The sequence below is a fragment of the Streptomyces sp. NPDC093801 genome, from assembly GCF_040701585.1.
Taxonomy (GTDB): Bacteria; Actinomycetota; Actinomycetes; order Streptomycetales; family Streptomycetaceae; genus Streptomyces.
This window is the reverse complement of the sequence record NZ_JBFBDP010000024.1, coordinates 59,736-80,879: the sequence shown is the minus strand read 5'-3', so window position 1 is coordinate 80,879 and position 21,144 is coordinate 59,736. Positions and strand designations below refer to the sequence as shown.

General features: G+C 76.0%; 19 protein-coding genes. 8 read left to right on the top strand and 11 right to left on the bottom strand.

All coding sequences use genetic code 11. From position 1 onward, the window contains the following. The first annotated feature begins 19 nt into the window (after positions 1–19). Positions 20–3,640: a DNA polymerase III subunit alpha gene (gene dnaE / locus AB0469_RS26865; protein WP_366454015.1), complete on the top strand. Its 3,621-nt coding sequence runs from the start codon at positions 20–22 to the stop codon at positions 3,638–3,640. After that, positions 3,637–4,821 (top strand): hypothetical protein, encoded by a 1,185-nt coding sequence (locus AB0469_RS26860; protein WP_366454014.1) that lies wholly within the window; start codon positions 3,637–3,639, stop codon positions 4,819–4,821. The genes dnaE and AB0469_RS26860 overlap by 4 nt, the downstream gene beginning before the upstream one ends. 120 nt (positions 4,822–4,941) lie before the next feature. Here the strand turns inward: AB0469_RS26860 and AB0469_RS26855 are convergent, their stop codons facing one another. Then, on the bottom strand, positions 4,942–6,060 hold the full coding sequence (locus AB0469_RS26855) for an acyl-CoA dehydrogenase family protein (RefSeq protein ID WP_366454013.1): 1,119 nt from the start codon (positions 6,058–6,060) through the stop codon (positions 4,942–4,944). Between the two features lie 207 nt (positions 6,061–6,267). On the opposite strand from AB0469_RS26855, the gene AB0469_RS26850 reads away from it, so the two are divergent. Continuing rightward, positions 6,268–7,128, top strand: coding sequence for an alpha/beta fold hydrolase (locus AB0469_RS26850; protein ID WP_366454012.1), 861 nt, complete (start codon positions 6,268–6,270; stop codon positions 7,126–7,128). A gap of 3 nt (positions 7,129–7,131) precedes the next feature. Here the strand turns inward: AB0469_RS26850 and AB0469_RS26845 are convergent, their stop codons facing one another. From AB0469_RS26845 to AB0469_RS26835, 3 genes are all read right to left on the bottom strand, one after another. Next, positions 7,132–8,178, bottom strand: coding sequence for a lytic polysaccharide monooxygenase (locus tag AB0469_RS26845; protein ID WP_366454011.1), 1,047 nt, complete (start codon positions 8,176–8,178; stop codon positions 7,132–7,134). A gap of 214 nt (positions 8,179–8,392) precedes the next feature. Continuing rightward, positions 8,393–8,875: a DUF402 domain-containing protein gene (locus AB0469_RS26840; protein WP_366454010.1), complete on the bottom strand. Its 483-nt coding sequence runs from the start codon at positions 8,873–8,875 to the stop codon at positions 8,393–8,395. After that, complete coding sequence (locus AB0469_RS26835) at positions 8,872–9,828, bottom strand: GNAT family N-acetyltransferase (protein WP_366454008.1); 957 nt, start codon at positions 9,826–9,828, stop codon at positions 8,872–8,874. Before AB0469_RS26835 ends, AB0469_RS26840 begins: the two co-directional genes overlap by 4 nt. Positions 9,829–9,883: 55 nt before the next feature. On the opposite strand from AB0469_RS26835, the gene AB0469_RS26830 reads away from it, so the two are divergent. Then, entirely contained in the window at positions 9,884–10,273 is a 390-nt protein-coding gene (locus tag AB0469_RS26830) for a GntR family transcriptional regulator (RefSeq protein WP_366454007.1), read from the top strand. Positions 10,274–10,483: 210 nt separating this feature from the next. On the opposite strand, the gene AB0469_RS26825 is transcribed toward AB0469_RS26830, so the two are convergent. Beyond that, positions 10,484–11,587, bottom strand: a complete 1,104-nt coding sequence (locus AB0469_RS26825) for a DUF5925 domain-containing protein (protein ID WP_366454006.1) — start codon at positions 11,585–11,587, stop codon at positions 10,484–10,486. 197 nt (positions 11,588–11,784) lie between these two features. Here AB0469_RS26825 and AB0469_RS26820 point away from each other — a divergent pair, with 197 nt between their 5' ends. Next, positions 11,785–12,585 (top strand): SGNH/GDSL hydrolase family protein, encoded by an 801-nt coding sequence (locus AB0469_RS26820; protein WP_366454069.1) that lies wholly within the window; start codon positions 11,785–11,787, stop codon positions 12,583–12,585. Here AB0469_RS26820 and AB0469_RS26815 read toward each other — a convergent pair. Further along, complete coding sequence (locus AB0469_RS26815; RefSeq protein WP_366454005.1) at positions 12,555–14,237, bottom strand: serine/threonine-protein kinase; 1,683 nt, start codon at positions 14,235–14,237, stop codon at positions 12,555–12,557. The two genes, AB0469_RS26820 and AB0469_RS26815, sit on opposite strands and share 31 nt — an antisense overlap. A gap of 271 nt (positions 14,238–14,508) precedes the next feature. Between AB0469_RS26815 and AB0469_RS26810 the strand changes: the two genes are divergently transcribed. Beyond that, entirely contained in the window at positions 14,509–14,778 is a 270-nt protein-coding gene (locus AB0469_RS26810; RefSeq protein WP_366454004.1) for a hypothetical protein, read from the top strand. Positions 14,779–14,895: 117 nt separating this feature from the next. Here AB0469_RS26810 and AB0469_RS26805 read toward each other — a convergent pair whose 3' ends face one another. The 3 genes from AB0469_RS26805 to AB0469_RS26795 form a co-directional block, all read right to left on the bottom strand. Further along, entirely contained in the window at positions 14,896–16,092 is a 1,197-nt protein-coding gene (locus AB0469_RS26805) for a CaiB/BaiF CoA-transferase family protein (protein ID WP_366454003.1), read from the bottom strand. A 67-nt stretch (positions 16,093–16,159) separates the two neighbouring features. Further along, a complete protein-coding gene (locus AB0469_RS26800) occupies positions 16,160–16,948 on the bottom strand; it encodes an ABC transporter permease (RefSeq protein WP_366454002.1) in 789 nt (262 codons plus the stop codon). Next, positions 16,945–17,919 carry an ATP-binding cassette domain-containing protein gene (locus AB0469_RS26795; RefSeq protein WP_366454001.1) on the bottom strand — a complete coding sequence of 325 codons (975 nt, stop codon included), beginning with the start codon at positions 17,917–17,919 and terminating at the stop codon, positions 16,945–16,947. Before AB0469_RS26795 ends, AB0469_RS26800 begins: the two co-directional genes overlap by 4 nt. An 82-nt stretch (positions 17,920–18,001) precedes the next feature. Between AB0469_RS26795 and AB0469_RS26790 the strand changes: the two genes are divergently transcribed. After that, positions 18,002–18,727, top strand: coding sequence for a TetR/AcrR family transcriptional regulator C-terminal domain-containing protein (locus AB0469_RS26790; RefSeq protein ID WP_366454000.1), 726 nt, complete (start codon positions 18,002–18,004; stop codon positions 18,725–18,727). A gap of 144 nt (positions 18,728–18,871) precedes the next feature. On the opposite strand, the gene AB0469_RS26785 is transcribed toward AB0469_RS26790, so the two are convergent. Continuing rightward, positions 18,872–19,993, bottom strand: coding sequence for a type ISP restriction/modification enzyme (locus AB0469_RS26785; RefSeq protein WP_366454068.1), 1,122 nt, complete (start codon positions 19,991–19,993; stop codon positions 18,872–18,874). 150 nt (positions 19,994–20,143) lie between these two features. On the opposite strand from AB0469_RS26785, the gene AB0469_RS26780 reads away from it, so the two are divergent. Next, on the top strand, positions 20,144–20,314 hold the full coding sequence (locus tag AB0469_RS26780; RefSeq protein WP_366453999.1) for a hypothetical protein: 171 nt from the start codon (positions 20,144–20,146) through the stop codon (positions 20,312–20,314). A 21-nt stretch (positions 20,315–20,335) separates the two neighbouring features. Here AB0469_RS26780 and AB0469_RS26775 read toward each other — a convergent pair whose 3' ends face one another. Further along, positions 20,336–21,085 (bottom strand): GntR family transcriptional regulator, encoded by a 750-nt coding sequence (locus tag AB0469_RS26775; RefSeq protein ID WP_366453998.1) that lies wholly within the window; start codon positions 21,083–21,085, stop codon positions 20,336–20,338. Between the last annotated feature and the right edge of the window lie 59 nt (positions 21,086–21,144).

The window sequence follows — 21,144 nt, the reverse complement described above, 5'->3', positions numbered from 1 at the left end:
GGAAGCAGGAGGGCCGCGGGTGCCCGGGTTCACGCATCTGCACACCGTTTCGGGGTTCTCCGTGCGCTACGGCGCCTCGCACCCGCAGCGGCTGGCGGAACGCGCCGCCGAGCGGGGCATGGACGCCCTCGCCCTGACCGACCGCGACACCCTCGCGGGCGCGGTCCGCTTCGCGAAGGCGGCCGCGGCGGCCGGGATCCGGCCGCTGTTCGGCGTGGACCTGGCGGTTTCCCCCGCGGAGTCGTCGCCCGGCGGGCCGGGCGGCCCCCGGACGGGCGGGGCCGAGGCCTCGTATCGCCGACGCGTACCCGTCAAGGGCGGGGCCTTCGTCGACGAGTCCGCCCCCCGCGCGCTCTTCCTGGCCCGCGACGGGGCCGCCGGCTGGGCGGAGCTCTGCCGCCTGGTCACCGCCGCGCACGCTCCCGCGCCGGCGGAGCGGGGGCCGGGCACCGGGGACGGCGGCCCCTGGCCGGGCGGTGCCCGCTCCGCCGCGTCCGGCGTGGACGGGTGGGGCGGCGGTCCGGCCGCCGCGGGCGGCTTCCAGCCCCCCGCCGGAGGCGGCGGGCTGCCCCTGGCACCCTGGGAGGCGCTCGGCGGCGGCGGGGTGTTCGTCCTGCTCGGGCCCGGGTCCGAGGTGGGGCGGGCGCTGGCCGCCGGACGGCCCGACCGGGCCGCGCGGCTGCTCGCCCCCTGGCGGGAGGTCTACGGGGACGCCCTGCGCCTGGAGGCCGTCGACCACGGCCGCCCCGGGACCGGCCCCGGCTCGCTGCGCCTGGCCGCCCGCACCGTCGGCTTCGCCGCCGAACAGGGCGTCCCCGCCGTGCTGACCAACGCCGTCCGCTACGCCGACCCCGGTCAGGGTCCCGTCGCCGACGTCCTCGACGCCGCGCGCCGCCTCGTCCCCGTCGACCCCCGGGGTCCCCTCGACGGCGGCGAGCGGTGGCTCAAGGACCCCGCCGCCATGGCCGGGGCCGCCGACCGGATCGCCCGGGCGGCCGGCCTGCGTCCCGCCGACGCCCGCCGACTCCTCGCGCGCACCCGCGAGACCGCCGAGGCCTGCGCCGTGGACCCCGAGGACGACCTCGGCCTCGGCTCCGTGCACTTCCCCGAGGCCCGCCTCGTCGGCGCCGCCCACCGCACCGCCCAGCGGGTTCTCACCTCCCGCGCCAGCGCGGGCATGGTGCTGCGCGGCCACGCCGGCGACCGCGCGTACTGGGAGCGGATGCACGAGGAACTCGACGTCATCGCCTACCACGGCTACGCCTCGTACTTCCTGACGGTCGCCCAGGTCGTCGACGACGTACGGGAGATGGGCGTCCGGGTGGCCGCCCGCGGCTCCGGCGCCGGCTCCCTCGTCAACCACCTCCTCGGCATCGCGCACGCCGACCCCGTCGCCCACGGCCTGCTCATGGAACGCTTCCTGTCCAGGCGCCGCCGCGTCCTGCCCGACATCGACATCGACGTGGAGTCCGCCCGCCGCCTGGAGGTCTACCGCCGGATCATCGCCCGCTTCGGCGCCGAGCGCGTCGCCACCGTCGCCATGCCCGAGACCTACCGGGTCCGCCACGCCATCCGCGACGCCGGCGCCGCCCTGGCCATGGACCCGGCCGCCGTCGACCGGCTCGCCAAGGCCTTCCCGCACATCCGGGCCCGCGACGCCCGCGCCGCCCTGGCCGAACTGCCCGAACTGCGCGGCGTGCGCGACGACGTGCGGGGAGAGGAGTACGCCCGGCTGTGGGACCTCGTCGAAGCCCTGGACGCGCTGCCGCGCGGGACCGCCATGCACCCGTGCGGGGTGCTGCTCTCCGACGCCACCCTGCTGGAGCGCACCCCCGTGGTCCCCACCAGCGGCGAGGGCTTCCCCATGTCCCAGTTCGACAAGGAGGACGTGGAGGACCTCGGGCTGCTCAAACTCGACGTACTGGGCGTACGGATGCAGTCCGCGATGGCGCACGCCGTCGCCGAGCTGCGCCGCGCCACGGGGCAGGAGCTCGACCTCGACGACCCCGCCCAGGTCCCGCCGGGCGACCCGGCGACGTACGAGCTGATCCGCTCGGCCGAGACGCTGGGCTGCTTCCAGATCGAGTCCCCCGGCCAGCGCGACCTGGTCGGACGGCTCCAGCCGGCCGCCTTCCACGACCTGGTCGTCGACATCTCCCTCTTCCGGCCCGGCCCGGTCGCCGCCGACATGGTGCGGCCCTTCATCGAGGCCCGGCACGGGCGCGCCCCGGTCCGCTTCCCGCACCCCGACCTGGCCGACGCGCTGCGCGAGACCTACGGGGTGGTGGTCTTCCACGAACAGGTCATCGAGATCGTGCACGTCATGACCGGCTGCGGCCGCGACGAGGCCGACCGGGTGCGGCGCGGGCTCTCCGACCCGCAGTCCCAGGGCCGGATCAAGGCCTGGTTCGCGGCCATGGCCGCCGGACGCGGCTACCCGGCGGAGGTGGTCGCCCGGACCTGGGAGATCGTCGGGGCCTTCGGCAGCTACGGCTTCTGCAAGGCGCACGCGGTGGCCTTCGCCGTGCCCACGTACCAGTCGGCCTGGCTCAAGGCCCACCACCCGGCGGCCTTCTACGCCGGGCTGCTCACCCACGACCCGGGCATGTACCCCAAGCGGCTGCTGCTGGCGGACGCGCGCCGGCGGGGCGTGCCGGTGCTGCCGCTGGACGTGAACCGCTCGGCGGTCACCCATCGCATCGAACCGGTGTCCGACACCTCGGGCCGGCGGGGGCCTGACCGGTGGGGGCTGCGGCTCGCCCTGGCCGACGTCCACGGCATCAGCGAGGCCGAGGCACTGCGCATCGAGGCCGGACAGCCGTACACCTCCCTGCGCGACTTCTGGAGCCGGGCCCACCCGGGGCGCCCCGTGGCCGAACGGCTCGCACAGGTCGGCGCGCTGGACGCCTTCGGCGCGAACCGCCGCGACCTGCTGCTGCACCTGACGGAACTGCACGGCGCCCAGCGTGCCGCCGGGGTGCGGGGAGGATCCCAACTGCCCCTCGACGGAGGCCGGTCCACCGCCCCCGTCGGCCTGCCCGACCTGACCGAGGCCGAACGGCTCAGCGCCGAACTCGGCGTCCTCGGCATGGACGCCTCCCGCCACCTGATGGCCGACCACCACGCCTTCCTCGCCGAGCTGGGCGTGGTCCCGGCGCGCCGCCTGCGGGAGACCGCGCACGGGCGGACCGTGCTCGTCGCGGGCGCCAAGGCGGCCACCCAGACCCCGCCGATCCGCTCCGGGAAACGGGTCGTCTTCACCACCCTGGACGACGGCACCGGACTGGTCGACCTGGCCTTCTTCGACGACAGCCAGGAAGCCTGCGCGCACACCGTCTTCCACTCCTTCCTGCTGCTGGTGCGGGGCGTCGTGCAACGGCGCGGCCCGCAGAGCCTGAGCGTCGTCGGGGCGGCCGCCTGGGACCTGGCCGAACTGGCCCGGCTGCGCGAGGACGAGGGCCTGGAGGCGGTCACGGCGCGCCTGGCACGGCCCCTGCCCGAGGGCCCCGGGGACACCGGCCGCCGCATCCACCTGCCCACCGGCTACGCGATGAACCCGTGGGCCGACCTCCAGCCGCCCGGCGAACGCGCCGCCACCGGCCGCAAGCTCTGGCACTCCAGTCCGGGGAGCGCGGGATGACGACGGCCCCCGGCAGACGCCGCACGACCGGGCCGACCCCGGCCCCCACGCCCTTGCCCGGTGCCGCTTCCGGCCGGGGCGCCGCCTCCGCCACGGCCTCCGGTGCACGGCGTACGCCCCGGCCGGTCCCGGCGGCCGCCCCCGGCACGGACCCCGGCACGGACCCCGGCACGGACCCCGGCACGGACCCCGGCGCCGGCGGCGTCCTGCACGTCCGCTGCGCCCCCGCCCTGCCCGGCGAGGGCTACCGCGAGGTGCTGGAGCTGCTGCGCGAGTTCTCCCCGCTGGTCCAGGCCCTGCCGCCGCGGGCCGCACTGGTCCAGGTGCGCGGCGCCCGGCGCTACTTCGGCGCCGACGCCGCCCGCATCGCCGAAGTGGTCCGGCTGCGCGCCGTGGCCCGGCTGGGCACGGACGTACGGATCGGGGTCGCCGACACCTGGGCGGTGGCGGCCATGGCCTCCGCCCGCATCCAGGGGCCCGGCGGGGTCCTCGCCGTGCCCGCCGGGCGGACGGCCGCCTTCCTCGCCCCCCTGCCCGTGGAGGCCCTGCACGGGCTCGGCCCCCGCCAGGCCGAGGCACTGCGCGGATACGGGCTGCACACCGTCGGAGCGCTCACCCGGGTCCCGCCCGGGGTCCTGGAGCGGATCCTCGGCAAGCGGACCGGCCGCCTCGTCGCGGAACGCGCCCGAGGGGTCGACCCCCGCCCCGTCACCCCCCGCGACCTGCCCTCCTCCGCCGCCGCCCGGACCGGCTTCACCCGCCAGGAGCTGGACGGACCGCACGCCCGGGCCGCCCTGCTCGGCCTGGTGGTCCGGCTCGGCGCACAGCTGCGCGGACGCCGCCAGGCCGCCCGGTCCCTGTGCCTGACCCTCCAGTTCGCCGGAGGCACCCGGTGGGAGCGCTCCCGGCGGCTCGCCGAACCCTCCGCCCACGACGAGGACCTCCGGACCCTCGCGTACCGCCTCATGGACGCGGCGGGCCTGCAACGGGCCCGGCTGACCGGCATGGTGCTGCGCGCCGAGGACCTCGCGGCCGCGGAGGGCGTGACCCGGCAGCTCTCCCTGGACCCGGTCCGCGAGGCCCGCCTGACGGTGGAAGCCGCCATCGACCGCGCCAACGCCCGCTTCGGCCCGGGCACGGTCCGCCCGGCTGCGGTACCGGCCGGCCTCGCCGGCGTCTGAGGCGCGGGGGTCCGGGGGCGGAGCTCCCGCAGCTGACCGGCACATGCCCACGGGCAGGACTTCAGCGGCCCGCCGCGGGGACTGCGGCCAGGGCGGGGACCGGAGGCCAGAGGTCAGGGGTCAGAGGTCGCCCAGCATCAGCCGGGCCGTCTCCGTGCGCAGCGGGGTGGTCTGGGCCTGGATCAGGTGGAACTGGGCCTCGCGGGAGAGCCGGCCCGCGGTGTGCCCGTACTGGATCGCACGGCCGCCGGCGACGGCCACGCAGGCGGCCGCCGCCCGTACGGCCAGGTCCAGGGCCGCGGCCCGCAGGGAGAGCCGGTCCCCGACGCCCTCGCCGGCCGGGAGTCCGTCGCGCAGGGCGTAGGCGTCGGTGCGCAGCCGGGCGGCCTTCTCCGCCAGGCGCAGGCCGAGTTCCCCGTACGGGTCCGAGCGGAGCAGGAAGTCGGCCGTGGCGCGCAGCTGGCCGAAGACGGCCGGCTGGGCGTCGGCGTTCTCCAGGTCGTAGGCCCGGATCCAGTCCGCCCGGGGCAGCACGCCGAGGACCCGGGCGTCGGGTACGAAGACCCCGCGCAGCTCGACGGAGGCCGTGTGCGTCCCGCCCATCGCCCACAGCGGGGCCCCGTCGACGGCGCTCAGCCCCTCCGCGTCCCGGCCGCCGGGTGCGCAGTCGACCAGGGCGAGGACCACCTCGTCGGAGCCGGTGACGGCACCGGCGTACAGGGAGTCGGCCACCCCCCAGCCCGTCACCCACGGCATCCGGCCGGCCAGCCGCCACCCGCCGGGGACCCGCTCCGCCGTGACGGGCGGGCGCGGGCGGCGCAGGAAGGCGAAGCCCGCCGTCGGGCGCCGCTCCCCCCGTACGAGGGCGGGCAGCCAGCTCTCGCGCAGGGCGGCGGCCACCGGGTCGGCGGCCTGGACGAGGGCCTTGGCCAGTGGGACGTGCTGGGTCCACACGAACCAGGTCGACGGGTCCACCGCCGCCAGCACCTCGTGGACCTCCCGGGCCACCTGACGGGGCGTGAGGCCGGAAGAGGGCGCCGGTTCGTATCCGATCAGCCCGTACGCGCCGCAGGAGCCGAGCGCGTCCAGGTGCGTGCGGGGCACCCCCTCGGCCGCGGTCCGCTCCGCCTGCGGCCGCAGCTCCCGCACGGCCGTCTCCGTCACGGCGGCAACCAGCGGGTCGGCCGCCAGCTCGGGCGGGGTGGCCAGGGCGGTACCGGCTCCAGGGGCCTCGTGCATGGCGGTGATCACCTCGGCGGTGGGGGTCCGGACGCGTCCATCCTTCCCGAGCGGTACCGGAGGCACGCTGGACACGCGAGTTTTTACCGCCGCGTAACTTCCCAGTCTTGCTACTCGCCCGTAATTTAGCGGCAGCAGCCCCCTTGTGATCCGGATCACGGGACGGAACCCCCACGCCATTCCCCTTGACCGCGAGGAGATCACACGATGCTGCCCTGGAGACGCCTGCTCCGCCCGCTGGCCGTCCTCACCCTGGCCGCCGCCGCGCTCGTCGCCCCCACCGGCGCAGCGCAGGCGGCGTCCGCCCCCAGCAGCGGCTGGAACAACTGGTCCTGCAAGCCGTCCGCCGCACACCCGCGCCCCGTCGTCCTCGTCCACGGCACCTTCGGCAACTCCGTCGACAACTGGCTCGGGTTCGCCCCGTACCTGGTCCACCGCGGCTACTGCGTCTACTCCCTCGACTACGGCCAGCTGCCCGGCGTGCCCCTCTTCAACGGGCTCGGCCCCATCGCCACGTCGGCCGGCCAGCTCGACGCGTTCGTCGACAGGGTGCTGGCCTCCACCGGAGCCCCCAAGGCCGACCTCGTCGGCCACTCCCAGGGCGGCATGATGCCGCGCTACTACCTGAAGTTCCTGGGCGGCGCCGCCAGGGTCAACGCCCTCGTCGGCCTCGCCCCCGACAACCACGGCACCACCCTGTCCGGACTCACCCAGCTGCTCCCGTACTTCCCCGGAGCCGCCGACCTGATCAGCACGGCGACCCCGGGGCTGGCCGACCAGATCGTCGGTTCCGCCTTCCAGCAGAAGCTGAACGCGGGCGGCGACACCGTCCCCGGCGTCTCCTACACCGTCATCGCGACCAAGTACGACGAGGTGGTCACCCCGTACCGCAGCGCCTTCCTCGACGGGGCGAACGTCCGCAACGTCGTCCTCCAGGACCTGTGCCCCCTGGACCTCTCGGAGCACGTGGCCATCGGCCTGACCGACCGCATCGCCTGGCACGAGGCGGTCAACGCCCTCGACCCGGCGCACGCGGAACGGACCACGTGCGCCTCGGTCTTCGACTGACCCCTACCGCACGCTCCGGCCCGCCCCGGCAGCCCGGCGGCGGGCCACGGCGAACAGCACGGCCGCACCGACGGCCACCACCCCGGCGCCGGCGATCGCGAGCGCCGGGGTGACGCCGTTCCCGCCGGTCTCCGCGAGGTTCCCGCCCTCCTTGCCGCCGGCGGGGGAGGGGACCGGGGCGGAGACCGGTGCGGCGGCGATCGGGGAGGCGGCGCTCCGGCCGTTCGTCTTCGGGTCGTCGTCGCCGTGGCCCCCGTGCTCCACGGTGGACTTCCCCGCGCCGTCGGAGATCTGCTGGTCCGTCGGTGCCTTGGGCGGCTCGGCGGCCGCGGGCCGCGAGGGCTGCGCGGACGCGCTCGGCGCGCCCGCGCCCGGGGTGGCCCCGGTCCCGGTCCCGGCGCCGCTCCCGCCGTCCTTGCCGAAGACCACGTCGGAGCAGGTGTAGAAGGCCTCGGGGCTGTCGGAGCGCTGCCAGATGCTGTAGATGAGGTGGCGCCCGGTCTTCTTCGGCAGCACCCCGCCGAACACGTAGTCCCCGTTCCGCATGCCCGGGTCGGTGACCTTCGCGAAGGGCGCGGGCTCCAGGTCGGACCACTTCAGCGGCTTCGACGGGTCGTAGCCGTCCTTCGTCACGTACAGCTCGAAGGAGCCCTTGTGCGGGGCGGTCCCCTTGTAGCGGAAGGTGTGCGCCCCGGCCGCCATGGGGGTGGCCGGCCAGTCGGCGCGGGCCAGGTCGAGCCCCTTGTACTTGGCGTTGCCCGCCGAGCACAGCTGCCCGTCCGGGATCAGGGACCTGCTCTTGCCGGCGGCGTTCGCGATGTTCACCGCGTTCCAGTCGTAGAGGGGCTGCGTCCCGCCCGCCGCGACGGCCGCCTTGCAGGCCGGCGACTTCGGCGCCTCGGGGCCCTCCGCGTAGCACGCGGCGACCCGGCTGACCGGGTCCGTCATCGACCCGTGGGCCGCCGCCGGAACGGCCGCGTACGCGGCCACCGCGAGCGGGGCGAGGCCGACGGCGGCGATACGGGCGGCGGTGCGGCGGGGTGCGGGCATGGGCGGATCTCCTTCGGGCGCGGGGCAGGGGTGCACCAGCGGAACCGGCCGCTTCGGCGCCGCCCCCGTCGGGGCCCGGCGCCTCCCGCGGCCTCCCTGGCCCGGCCAAGCTAGCCCGGGGGAAAGCCCGTTCGGCCGCCTTCGCGCCCCCGGAGAGGATCCTTAGGGTCCGCTTAAGGAGCCCCTAAGCACCCCCACAGGCAAGCCCGCCCGGCTACCCCAGCAGGGCGGTCAGCCCGTCCGCCGAGCGGGCCTGCTCCTCCAGCGCGTCCAGCGCCCGTACCGCCCGGGCCGCCGCCTCGGGGTCGCTCGCGGCCAGCCCGCTCTCGGCGAACTCGTCCTCGTCCAGCCGCAGGACGGTCTTCCCGTCCGCCGACACCCACAGGTCCAGGTCCAGGTCCTCGACGAGGATCCCGCCCTCGCGGACGACGGCCGGGCGCGTGACGTCGCAGTACCAGCCCTTGAGGACGCCCTCGCCGCTCCGGACCTCCTTGACCGCGTACCAGCGCGTCCGCCAGAAGTGCTCGACGAACACGTCGCCCGGCTCGAAGCGGACGAACCCGAAGTCCCGTACGCCCTCGGCCGCCCAGGGGGCCCGCACCGAGATCCGGTCCCCGTCGTCGGCCAGCTGCACCGCCGGGTAGCCGATCTTGGTACGGCCGCCCTTGGTGAGGGTGATGGTCCAGGTGGTGGTCATCGTGAGGCTCCTCCGAGCTTCTTCGTGTAGCGCGTTTCGGTCGCGCAGATCTCGTATCCGAACCACTCGTTGATGGCGAGCATCGGTCCGTTCCCGGCGTCGTTGCCGGTGAAGGCGTCGGTGTAGCCGGCCGCACGGGCCCGGCGGAGCGAGTCCGTCTTGGCGAGCTTGGCCAGGCCGCGGCCGCGGAAGGCGCGCCGGGTACCGGTCATCGCCGAGGAGTAGCGGGTGCGGCCGTCGGTGCGGGCGGCCGAGAAGGCGGCCACGGCCCCGTCGACGAGGACGACCGAGGTCAGCTCGTGGTCGAGGGTCGGGTCGTGCCAGACGCCGTCCAGCCAGGCCCGGTAGTCGTCGAGCACGGCCGGGACGTCGCCCGGCTCGTCGGCGGTGGCCTCGGCGTCGGCCTCGTACAGCGGCCTGGGGTCGGCGGCGAAGGCGGAGGCGGGGCGCAGCTCCACCCCGGCGGGCAGGGCGCGGGGGAGCGGCGGGAGGGTGTCCGCCGCCAGGTCCAGGCGCAGGAAGTGCGCGGAGCGGCTGGGCCGGTAGCCGTGCCGCTCGGCGAAGGCCCGGTGGGCGGGTTCGTCGAGCACCCAGGCGTACGCGTCCACGGCCCCGCACGCGGCGAGGTGCTCCTCCGCCGCGCGCAGCAGGGCGGTGCCGGCGCCGAGGGACCGGTGGGCGGGGTCGACGTAGGCGTTGACGTACGACTGGCCGGGCTCGGGGCTGTCGTGGGCGAGGCCGACCTGGGCGGTGCCGACGGCCCGCCCGTCGGCGGTCTCGGCGATCAGGAGGCGGTAGCGGGCGCCGGGGTGCGCGGAGCCGAGCTCGAAGGCGACGCCGTCGGGGGTGGTGACCATGAAGGGCAGGGCGGCGCGGCGCACGCGTACGACGGCCCCGCTGTCGGCGGGGTCGTCGGGCCGCACGTCGCGCACGTGAACGGCGGGGAGGGTCATGCGGCCGACGTTACGGGCGGATCCGCCCCCGGCGCCTGCGAATTACAATCGGCGCGTGACCTCGACCAACCCCCTCAGGATCAGGATCGACGGCGCGGCCGGCTCGGCGGCCCCGTACGAACAGCTGCGCGCGCAGATCGCGGACCAGGCCCGGTCGGGCCGGCTTCCGGCGGGCTTCAAACTGCCGACGGTACGGGGGCTCGCGGAGGAGCTGGGCCTGGCCGCGAACACGGTCGCGAAGGCGTACCGGGCGCTGGAGGCCGACGGGGTGATCGAGACGCGGGGCCGCAACGGGACGTTCGTCGCGGCGGCGGAGGGCTCCTCGCGGGAGGCCGCCCTCGCCGCGCAGGCGTTCGCGGAGCGGGCCCACCGGCTGGGCCTCACGGAGGCGGAGGCGGTGGCGGCGGCGACGGCCGCGCTCCGGGCCCGCTACGCCGCCCGTTAGCTCCGCTGCGCGGCGCCCGTTCCCGGGGGCTCCGCCCCCGGACCCCCGCGCCTCGAACGCCGGCGGGGCTGGATTTCGCGCAGCGGCAACGACCCGCACCCGAAGGCCGGACCGAGACCAGGGCCCCGCCCGGCCGCCCGCCGGACGGAGTCCGGCGCAGCGCCGCGAAGCCGGGGAGGCGCCCCGGCGCCGAGCCGCGCGAGCGGCGCGTCAGAGGTACAGCCCCGCCTCCGACTGCGGCTGCGCCGGCAGGACCGCCGCCGGCCCCGTCCCCCGCCGGAGGGCGAAGAGCTCCGCCAGGGTCGCCCCCTCCCGGGACACCCCCTCCTCCGTGCCGAGCCACTCCACCGCCTCCCGGTGCGTCAGCCGCCCGACCTCGATGCGGGCCAGGCACCGCCCCGGCCGGACCACCGCCGGGTGCAGCCGCTCCAGGTCCTCGTTGGTCGTGACCCCGACCAGCACGTTCCGGCCCTGCCCCAGCAGCCCGTCCGTCAGGTTCAGCAGCCGTGACAGCGCCTGTCCCGCCGTGTGCCGGGCCTCCCCGCGGATCAGCTCGTCGCAGTCCTCCAGCAGCAGCAGCCGCCACCGCCCCTTCGCGGTGCCCTCGTCCTCGCCGATCGCGATGTCCATCAGGTAGCCGACGTCGTTGAACAGCCGCTCCGGGTCCAGGACGCAGTCCACCTGGCACCAGTCCCGCCACGACCGCGCCAGCGTCCGCAGCGCCGAGGTCTTCCCGGTCCCCGGCGGCCCGTGCAGCAGCAGCAGCCGTCCCGCGACGTCGTCCGGGGTGACCTTCATCAGCCGGTCCATCGCCGCCGCCACCGGCGCCGTGTAGTTGGGCCGCACCTCCGCCCAGGTGCCGGCGGAGATCTGCCGGGTCGTCCGGTACGGACCCCGGCGCGGGGAGACGTACCAGAAGCCCATCGTGACGTTGTCCGGCTGCGGTTCGGGCTCGTCCTGGGCCCCGTCCGTGGCCTCGCCGAGCACCCGCTGCGCGAGTTCGTCGCTGACGGCGGTGACGGTCACGTCCGCGCCCCGGCTCCAGCGGGAGACCAGTACCGTCCAGCCCTCGCCCTCGGCGAGCGTGGCGCTGCGGTCGGTGTCGCGCGCCGAGCGGAGCACGGTGGCCCGCGGGGGCAGCAGCGTGGCCTCCGCCTTCACCCGCTCGATGGTGACGCTGTGCGCGTACGGCTGCTCGCCGGTGGCGAACCGGCCGAGGAAGAGCGCGTCGACGACGTCCGACGGAGAGTCACTGTCGTCCACGTGGAGCCGGATCGGCAGCGCGTCATGCGGGTCTGCTGGCATGGCGCCCATGATCCGGCACGAACTGTGCTCCCGCACCCGTGTTTCGCCGGATCGGGTGGCCGGGTTCCCCCTTCAAACGCATCGGACGTGAAGATTCCGACGCCAACCCCGCCCCGAAAATTCTTGGCATGAACACTTCCGGCCATCCCCGGCTGCTTGTACCAACGACTGAGGAGCAACCCCCACAAGGAGCCGCACACATGAGCATGAGAATGTCGCGCCTCGCCTCCCTCGCCTCCTCACTGGTCCTCGCCGCGGGCGCCGCCCTGTTCGGCGCCGGACAGGCCTCCGCCCAGGCCGACTTCGGCTACGTCGCCCTCGGCGACTCGTACTCCTCCGGCGTCGGCGCCGGGAACTACGACAGCGCCAGCGGCAACTGCAAGCGCACCAACCGCGCCTACCCGGCCCTGTGGGCCGCCGCCCACTCCCCGCAGACCTTCTCCTTCACCGCCTGTTCGGGTGCCCGGACGGGTGACGTCCTCTCCGGCCAGCTCGGCCCGCTCAACTCCGGCACCGACCTGGTCAGCATCACCATCGGCGGCAACGACGCCGGGTTCTCGGACGTCATGACGACCTGCGTCCTGCAGTCCGAGTCCACCTGTGTCAACCGCGTCAACCAGGCCAAGGCGTACGTCGACTCCACCCTCCCCGGCCAGCTCGACCAGGTCTACGACGCCATCCGCGGCCGTGCGCCCTCCGCCAAGGTGGTCGTGCTCGGCTATCCCCGGTTCTACAAGCTGAACGGCAGCTGCATCGCCGGACTCACCGAGGGCGAGCGCTCCGCCATCAACGGGGCGTCCGACTACCTCAACGCCGCCATCGCCAAGCGCGCCGCCGACCACGGGTTCGCCTTCGCCCCGGTCGCCGGGGCCTTCACCGGCCACGAGATCTGCTCCGGGGACGCGTGGCTGCACAGCGTCAACTGGACCAACATCGGCGAGTCGTACCACCCCACCGCCGCCGGACAGTCCGGCGGCTACCTCCCGGTGTTCAGCGGCAAGGCCTGAGGGACGGCCGCCGGGCTCCCCGCCGGCGCCGACCCGGAGGTCGGCGCCGGCGTCCCGGCGGCCGGGCCCGAGGGGCTCGCGGGAGCGGGCGAGGAGGCCCCGCCCGTCGGGGCCCCCTTCTCGCAGGCCACGGAGAACTCCAGCCAGGCCGAGGTCTTCAGCTGCGGGGCGCGCACCTCCAGCCGCACCGCGTCCTGCACGTCCCCGCCCGCCCGGCCCACGGGCTCGTCGTGGTCGATCTGACGGGTCCGCGCCCCGCCCGCCTCGTACGTGATGCTCTGCCACGGCGTCGCGGACGTCGACCCGTCGAGCCGGGCCCAGCGGTACTCCACCACGGCGGGCGTCACGGCCACCTCGATGGTCGCGGTGAACGCCGGCACACCGGTCGCCGGCGGCGGGCAGCTGCCGGCATACGCGGCGCGCAGGGTGTGCACGTACAGGGTGACGTTCTGCGCGGGCCCCGTGGACGCCGGCGGGGACGGCGGCGGGGACGCGGAAGCCGGCGCGGACGCCGAGGGCCGCTCCGGGCCGGCCGGACTCCCGGCGGGCCCGCCCGCACCGCTCCCGCTCCCGCCCCCGGTGTCGCGCACCAGCAGCCACACCAGCAGCACGAGCACTCCCAGCAGCACCACGACCGCGACGGCCAGCACCGCCCCGGCCCCGCCGTGCCCCGACGGCTGCGCGAAGGCGGGAGCGGGAGCCGGAGCCGCCGGAGCCGGGGCCCCGCCGTACGGCCCTCCGTGGGCACCCTCGTACGGCGCCGCCACCACCGTCGGCGCCCCGGGGTCCCACACCGGCCCGCCCGGGTCCCGGACGGCGCCGCCCGCGCCGACGATCCGCAGCATCCGGGCCGCCTCCGCCGCGGGCAGCCGCGCCGCAGGGTCCTTGCGCAGCAGCCCCTCCAGCACCGGCGCCAGCGGGCCGGCCCGCCGGGGCGGGGGCAACTCCCCGTCCACCACGGCCTCCAGCGTGGCCACCGGGCTGTCCCGCAGGAAGGGCGAGACCCCCTCCACGGCCGCGTACAGCATCACCCCGAGCGACCACAGGTCCGACTCCGGGCCGGGCTCGTGCCCCAACGCCCGTTCCGGGGCCAGGTATTCGGGAGAGCCGACCACCTCGCCCGTCATGGTGATCGGCGAGGAGCCCGACAGGCTCGCGATCCCGAAGTCGCCCAGTACCACCCGCCCGTCATTGGCGACCAGTACGTTGGCGGGTTTCACGTCCCGGTGCAGCACCCCCGCCCCGTGCGCCGAGCGCAGCGCCGCGAGCACCTGCTCGCCGAGGTGCGCGGTCCGCTGCGGGGTCATCGGGCCCTCGCCCTCCAGCACCTCCGCCAGCGAGAGCCCGCGCACCAGCTCCATCACGATCCAGGGCCGGCCGTCCTCGGTGGCCACGTCGTAGACCGTCACGACCCCGCGGTGCGAGACCCGGGCCGCGGCCCAGGCCTCCCGCTCCAGCCGCCGGTACTGCCGCGCGACCTCGGCCGGGTCCAGTCCGGCGGGTGCCCGGACCTCCTTGACCGCGACCTCCCGCGCCAGCACCTCGTCCCGGGCGCGCCACACGACGCCCATGCCGCCGCGGCCCAGTGGCCCGAGCAGCCGGTACCGGCCGGCGATGACACGCCCGGACTCCCCGCCATCGTTCGCACGCACGTGATTCCCCCCTGCGTCACCGGGTGATCACTCCAAGTTAGCGCAGCGGGCCTCCGGTGGCCCCCGTCGTGACGGCACTCCGTGCAGCCCTCACGGAGCGTGTCGCCAAGTGCCGCGCTTCGTACGGAGAGTGACGGTCGACTCCGCTGAGTAATCGTCAACTACCCGTACTCACAGGGGTAATTCACACCACCGGGATACCCGAGGACATTGCGCAGGCGATAGGGTTACCCTGCCCGGGCCGGGTGCCCTCGTACGGGTGGGGAGAGACATGGAACAGATAGCAATGCGCAGCAGGCCGCCCCGCGTGCCTGCCATCACCTGCGGGAGCAGCGCGGTCAGCTCGCGCCTCGACCGCCATCTCGCGGTGCTGGGCGGACCCGCCGCCCCGCGCCACGAAGTGGCCGAGGCGACCCTGCTGATGCGCGAGCTCACCTCGCGCGACCACACCCACGTCCAGCGGAGCCGGAGCGCGCGCGTCGCGCTGTTCGCGCCGCTGCGCAGGCTGCGGCGCACCCTCTTCGGCAGCCGTCGCGCGTAACCGTCCCCAGCGACCGTCCCCGTAGCGCAGCCGGCCCGTCCGGCTGCACCCCGGCCCCGTCCCCTCCATCCGGCGTCCTCCGGCGCGCACCGCGCCGGATCCCCCGGCGCCCAGGCCTCAGGCGACCACACCGTCCCCGCGCAGTTCCGCGATCCGCGCGTCCGTCATCCCCAGGGCGCGCAGCAGGGCGTCGGTGTGCTCGCCGAGCGCGGGCACCGCTCCCATCCGCGCCTCCGCGCCCCCCGGCAGTCCGATCGGCGGCAGCAGCGCCCGCAGCGGGCCCGCCGGCGAATCCACCTCACGCCAGCGGTCCCGCGCGGACAGCTGCGGGTGACCGGCCAGCTGTGCCACCGAGTTGAGCCGCGCACAGGCGATCCCGGCCGCCTCCAGCCGCTCCACGGCCTCCCCGGCCGGCAGCTTGCCCAGCACCCCGGCCACCACCGCGTCGGTGTCCTCCCGCCCCCGGGTGCGGGCCGCGTTGGTCGCGTACCGCGGGTCCTCGGCCAGCTCCGGCCGCTCCAGCACCTCGCGGGCGAGCCGGCGCCACTCGCGGTCGTTCTGCACCGACAGCAGGACCCGGTCCCCGTCCGCCGTCGCGTAGGCGTCGTACGGCGCGATCACGGCGTGCGCCAGGCCCGTCCGTACGGGCTGTTCCCCGCCGTGCATCGTGTGGTGCAGCGGATGTCCCATCCACTCGGCGAGCGACTCCAGCATCGAGATCTCCACCGGCCCGCCGCGCCCGGTGGTCCCGCGCCGCAGCAGGGCCGCGAGCACCCCGGAGAACGCGTACATGGCGGCCGCGATGTCGGCGGCCGGGATGCCCGCCTTCACGGGCCGCTCGGGCGTCCCGGTCACCGAGACCAGCCCCGCCTCGCACTGCACGAGCATGTCGTAGGCGCGCTTGTGGGCGTACGGGCCCCCGTCGCCGTAGCCGGAGATGTCCACGGCCACCAGCCGCGGGTAGCGGGCGCACAGCGCGGCCGCGTCGATCCCCAGGCGGGCGGCGGCCCCCTGCGCCAGGTTCTGGACGAACACGTCGGCTCCCTCCAGCAGGGCGTGCAGCACCTCCAGGCCGCGCGGGTCCTTCAGGTCCAGGCAGAGGGACTCCTTGCCCCGGTTGGCCCAGACGAAGTGCGAGGCCAGGCCGCGGGCGGCGGTGTCGTAGCCGCGCGCGAAGTCGCCGCCGTCGGGCCGCTCCACCTTGATCACCCTGGCGCCGAGATCGGCGAGCTGGCGGGTGGCGAAGGGGGCGGAGACGGCCTGTTCGACGGCGACGACGGTGAGGCCGGCCAAGGGGAGGGGTTCGGTAGCCATGGGCCCCTGCCTACCGGGTGGGGGTGGGGTCTGTCACCCCCCTCCCGTGGCCCTCCCGTGCGCGTGCTCAGCCCTGGCCGCGGGCGAACCGGCGCGTGGCGAGCGGCGCGAACAGGGCCAGGAGCAGCAGCGACCACACCACCGCCCCCGCCACCGGGTGCGCCGCGGGCCAGGCCGCGCCCGGCGCGGCCGTGCCGCCCGCGTTCCCGCACAGCGCCCGCACGGCGGTGGCGACGGAGCTGATCGGGTTCCACTCCGCGACCGTCCTCAGCCAGCCGGGCAGGCCCGCCGTCGGCAGGTAGGCGCTGGACAGCATGGGCAGCACGAACGTGGCGCTGCCCAGCTGGCCGGCGGCCTCCTCGCTGCGGCTCACCAGCCCCAGGTACGTGCCCGCCCAGGCGGAGGCGAAGCGGAACAGCAGCAGGACGCCGAGCGCCCCCAGCGCGCCGGGCAGCCCGTTCTCCACCCGCCAGCCCATCGCCAGTCCCACCAGCATCAGCGGGACCATCGACACCGCCGTGGTGAGGAGGTCGGCGGCCGTCTGTCCCAGCGGGACGGCGCCCCGGCTCATCGGCAGGGTGCGGAAACGGTCCATCACCCCGCGGTGGGCGTCCTGCGCGGCGGTGAACATGCCGGTCATCAGGCCGTTCGCGGCGGTGGCGGCGAGCAGCCCGGGCACCAGGAACTCCCGGTACTCGGCGCCGGGCATGGCGAGCGCGCTGCCGAAGACGTAGCCGAAGAACAGCAGCATCGTCACCGGCATGGTCTGCATCAGGACCAGCAGGGCCGGGGCGTGCCGGGCCTTCTGCAGCTGGCGGGCGAGGACGGCGCCGCCGTCCGGGAGCAGGGTGGTCATGCCGCGTTCTCCTTGTCGGCCGCGGGAGCGGCGGAGGGGATCCGGGTGAGGCGCAGGAACACCTCGTCGAGGGTGGGCGGGCGCAGGCTCGCGTCGGTCACCGGGATCCCGGCGGCGTCGAGCTCGCGGATGATCCGGGGCAGGGTGAGCGCGGGGTCCAGGACGGTCACGCCGACGGTCAGGCGCTCCTCGTCCAGGGCGGGCCGGCCGCGGGTGAGCCGGTCGAGGACCACGGCCGCGCCGGCGAGGGCGGGCGGCTCGGCGACGGCGACCTCGGCGCGGGCGCCGATCCGGGACTTGAGGGCGGCGGGCGTGCCGGTGGCGACGGCCCGGCCGCGGTCGACGAGCACGATGTCGTCCGCGAGCCGGTCGGCCTCCTCCAGGTACTGGGTGGTGAGCAGCACGGTGGTGCCCTCGTCGGCCAGGGCCCGCACCGCCGTCCAGATCTGCTCGCGGGCCGCCGGATCCAGGCCGGTGGTGGGCTCGTCGAGGAACAGCACGCGGGGGCGGGTGATCAGCCCGGCGGCCAGGTCCAGCCGCCGCCGCATGCCGCCCGACCAGGTCGAGACGACCCGGTCGGCGGCCTCGGTGAGCCCGAAGCGCTCCAGCAGCCCGTCGGCGCGCTCGCGCCCGGCGCGCCCGCGCAGTCCGGCGAGGCGGGCGAAGAGCCGGAGGTTCTCCCGGCCCGTCAGGTCCCCGTCGACGGAGGCGTACTGGCCGGTGACCCCGATGCGGCGGCGCACGGCGCCCGGGTCGCGGGCGACGTCGTGGCCCGCGACCCGGGCGCGCCCGGCGGTGGGCGGGGTGAGCGTGGTGAGGATCCGTACGGCGGTGGTCTTGCCCGCGCCGTTGGGGCCCAGCAGTCCGCAGACGGTGCCCTCCGGGACGGCCAGGTCCAGCCCGCTCAGGGCCCGGACCTCGCCGTAGGACTTCTCCAGACCTTCACTAAGTACAGCGTACGTAGTCGTCATGCGCCGCACCCTACCTCACTCCGTACGGTGTACGTAACTAAGATGGGGGCAAGGGTCGCGAGACGACGAGGTGATGTGACCGATGGCAGCCGGCGGGCGTCCCGCTGAACCCGAAGTGATCTGGGCCCGCCCGCAGCGGGCCGGCCGCGGGCCCCGGCCCGCGCACAGCCGTGACTCGATCGCGGCCGAGGCGGTCCGGATCGCCGACGCCGAGGGGGTCGAGGCGGTCTCCATGCGGCGCGTGGCCGCCGGGATCGGGGCCGGGACGATGTCCCTGTACAACTACGTCCCGCGCAAGGAGGACCTGTACGAGCTGATGGTCGACGCCGTCAGCGCCGAGTACGAGCTGACCCCGCCGACCGGCGACTGGCGGGCCGACCTGCTCGCCCTGGCCCGCCAGGGCCGGGCCCTGATGCACCGCCACCCGTGGCTGCCCCGGCTGCTGAGCCCGGTCTACGGCTTCAGCCCGCACGCCCTGCGCTACCTCGAGCACAGCCTGGCCTGCCTGGAGCCGCTGGAGGTGTCCGGGGGCGAGAAGCTGGAGCTGGTCGCCGCGGTCAACGGCAGCGTGGCCACCTTCGTGGCGGGGGAGCTGGCCATGGCGGAACGGGCCCGCTCACTGCCCTGGAGCGAGAGCGCCGAGCAGAGCGTCCGCACGGCCTGGCTCGGCTCCCGGCTGGCGACGGGGGAGTACCCGCACCTGACGGCCGTCCTCACGGCGGGAGGCCCGGTCCCGGGGGCCGGCCTGGACATGGACGCCGTCTTCGACCGCTCGCTGACCCGCCTGCTGGGGGCGTGGGGGGCATAGGGCGCGGGCGGGGGCCCGCCGGGCCTGCCCGCCCGGTCGGCGTGTGAGGCGCGGGGGTCCGGGGGCGCAGCCCCCGGGGGCACCTCCCGGCGGTGGCCGGAGGGAGGGCGCCGCAGGCCGTCGCACGGCACCCGCGGCCCGTCCTCAGAGGAGCGCGAACTGCCCGCCCGGGCCCTCCTCCTGGTGGTCCAGCACCGACGCCGGACGGCGCGACCAGCGCGGCGGCGGCAGCACCCCGGCGGCCGCCAGCTCGGCGGCGGGGAGCAGCGGGCCGGGCGCGAACGCCGCCCGCTCCGGCGCCAGATCGGCCAGCAGCGCCAGGGTCGTCACCAGCGCGAGCAGCTCCGACGTCCAGGCCTGCGGCCACTCGGCCGGCCCGAACCCCTCCAGGCCCCGCACCCCCGGATCCCGGTGCGCGGTGCGGGCGGCGAACCAGGACTCCAGTACCCGCACGCCCTGCGCCTCGTACTCCCAGGCCCCCGCCGGGACGGGGGAGACGGCCCCGTCCCCGACCGACAGCGTCTCGGTCTCCGCGTCGTACGCGAGCTCCCGCGGCCAGGCCGTCACCGCCGCCCGGACGTACGGGCGCCGCCCGCCCGGCAGCCGGGGCGGCTCCCCGCCGCGGGCCCCGCGCAGCTGGGCGGCGAGCAGCCGGTGGCCCAGTTCCAGCCCGGCCCGCCAGCGCTCGGGGTCGGCGGGGAGCGGGACCTCGTACCCCAGGGGTCCGGGGCGCCCGGCGGCGAGGATCCAGCACAGCACGTCCTCCGGGGCGGCCCAGCCGCCGTGGCGTGCGCCCAGCAGGGCGGGCAGGCCCGGCGCGAGGTTCGGTTCGGCGCCGCCCGGGCGCCGGTGCAGCGGGCGGATCCGGCCGAGCCGGCCGGCCGGGAGGTGGGCGGTGACCAGCGGGCCGGGGGCCTCCAGCAGGAACAGCTGCTGCGCGTCCAGGACCCGCCACAGCTCGGGGCGGGCCGCGTCGATCAGCCGCTGGTCCGGCAGCAGCCACTGCTCGTCGAAGGGTGCGCGGAGCACCCGTACGGGGTCCGGGAAGGGGCCGGGGTCGTCCGCGAAGCGGGCGGTGGCCGAGCGCTGCCCCGGCAGGGCGGCCGCGCCGGCCGAGGGCGTACGGATCCGGCTCGGGCGGAACAGCGCCTCGCGCTCCGGCCCTTCGGCCCCGGTCAGGGCCGTCCAGCGGGCGCGCAGCGTCGCCGGATCGGGGGCCGCGACCCAGGCGCGGCCCAGGCGCAGGCCGCTCACGGACCAGGGCATCAGATCGTCCAGCAGCGGTACGTCGTCGCTCACCCGGCCGATGGTAGCGACGGGCCGCCGGGGCCGGGCCGTGTCCTGGCCGAAGGGTTACGCTCCTTGTGTACGCGTCCGTCACGTACGTACGCATCCGTACCGACCGAGGAGTCGGCCATGAGTCAGTACGACGAGTATTCGACCCCCTCGCAGGCCGAGGGCGAGCGGCTCGACGAGGACATGGACGAGAAGCAGAAGGAACAGCGCCACCACCCCCAGACGATGCGCACCACCCCGTCGCAGGCCGAGGGGGAGCGCCTCACCGAGGAGAACGAGCAGCAGAAGTAGCGCGCGCCCCCGGGGCGCCGCTCAGGGCGCGTCGACGGTGACCGTGAAGGAGAACCGGTCGCCCCGGTAGCGGATCCGGGCCACGTCGGCCACCCGCCCGTCCTCCCCGTACGTCACGCCCGTGTAGTGCAGGATCGGGCTCAGCAGCGGCACCTGGAGCAGTTCGGCCGTCTCCGGGTCGGCCAGGCGGGCCTCGACGGTGTCCGTGATCCGGCTGATCCGCACGCCGACGACGTCGCGCAGCACCTTGGTCATCGGCCAGCGCTCCAGGTCGGCGAGGTCCACCGCCTCGGCGAGCTCGGGGCGCACCGCGTTCTCCGCCCAGTTCGTGGGCTCCCCGCTCTGGCCGTCGCGCCGCAGACGGCGGTACGTGACCACCTCCGCCAGGTCCGGGAAGTGCTCCAGCAGCTCCCCGGACACCGGCGTCCGCTCATGGCCGAGAACCGTCGTCCGCTCGCCCGACTGCTGGGCCACGATCGCGTCGACCGACCCGAGCAGCCGCACCGGGGCGCTGCGGCGGGCGCCCGGCTCGATGAAGGTTCCGCGCCGCCGGTGCCGGCTGATGAGGCCCTCGCCCTCCAGCTCCTTGAGCGCCTGGCGCATCGTCAGCACGCTCACCCCGTAGTGCTCGGCGAGCTGTTCCTCGGTCGGCAGGCGCAGCGAGGCGTCCGGGGTGCGGCCGAGTATCGAGGCGCGCAGCGACTGTGACACCTGGTACCAGAGCGGCAGCTTCCGGTTCAGTACCAGGGAGTCGGGTGCGAACGCGGTCACGGGTGGTTCTCCGTACGGGCTGGCTCCGCAGCCGGGGCGGCCGGCGGAGCGGTGCGGGG

Coding starts and splice junctions, on each gene's coding strand:
- AB0469_RS26850 (WP_366454012.1), top strand. CDS start 6,268: ATGCTGCCCTGGAGACGCCTGCTCCGCCCGCTGGCCGTCCTCACCCTG.
- AB0469_RS26820 (WP_366454069.1), top strand. CDS start 11,785: ATGAGAATGTCGCGCCTCGCCTCCCTCGCCTCCTCACTGGTCCTCGCC.
- AB0469_RS26805 (WP_366454003.1), bottom strand. CDS start 16,092: ATGGCTACCGAACCCCTCCCCTTGGCCGGCCTCACCGTCGTCGCCGTC.
- AB0469_RS26780 (WP_366453999.1), top strand. CDS start 20,144: ATGAGTCAGTACGACGAGTATTCGACCCCCTCGCAGGCCGAGGGCGAG.
- AB0469_RS26825 (WP_366454006.1), bottom strand. CDS start 11,587: ATGGGCGCCATGCCAGCAGACCCGCATGACGCGCTGCCGATCCGGCTC.
- AB0469_RS26840 (WP_366454010.1), bottom strand. CDS start 8,875: ATGACCACCACCTGGACCATCACCCTCACCAAGGGCGGCCGTACCAAG.
- AB0469_RS26800 (WP_366454002.1), bottom strand. CDS start 16,948: ATGACCACCCTGCTCCCGGACGGCGGCGCCGTCCTCGCCCGCCAGCTG.
- AB0469_RS26860 (WP_366454014.1), top strand. CDS start 3,637: ATGACGACGGCCCCCGGCAGACGCCGCACGACCGGGCCGACCCCGGCC.
- AB0469_RS26835 (WP_366454008.1), bottom strand. CDS start 9,828: ATGACCCTCCCCGCCGTTCACGTGCGCGACGTGCGGCCCGACGACCCC.
- AB0469_RS26795 (WP_366454001.1), bottom strand. CDS start 17,919: ATGACGACTACGTACGCTGTACTTAGTGAAGGTCTGGAGAAGTCCTAC.
- AB0469_RS26785 (WP_366454068.1), bottom strand. CDS start 19,993: ATGCCCTGGTCCGTGAGCGGCCTGCGCCTGGGCCGCGCCTGGGTCGCG.
- AB0469_RS26845 (WP_366454011.1), bottom strand. CDS start 8,178: ATGCCCGCACCCCGCCGCACCGCCGCCCGTATCGCCGCCGTCGGCCTC.
- AB0469_RS26790 (WP_366454000.1), top strand. CDS start 18,002: ATGGCAGCCGGCGGGCGTCCCGCTGAACCCGAAGTGATCTGGGCCCGC.
- AB0469_RS26810 (WP_366454004.1), top strand. CDS start 14,509: ATGGAACAGATAGCAATGCGCAGCAGGCCGCCCCGCGTGCCTGCCATC.
- AB0469_RS26855 (WP_366454013.1), bottom strand. CDS start 6,060: ATGCACGAGGCCCCTGGAGCCGGTACCGCCCTGGCCACCCCGCCCGAG.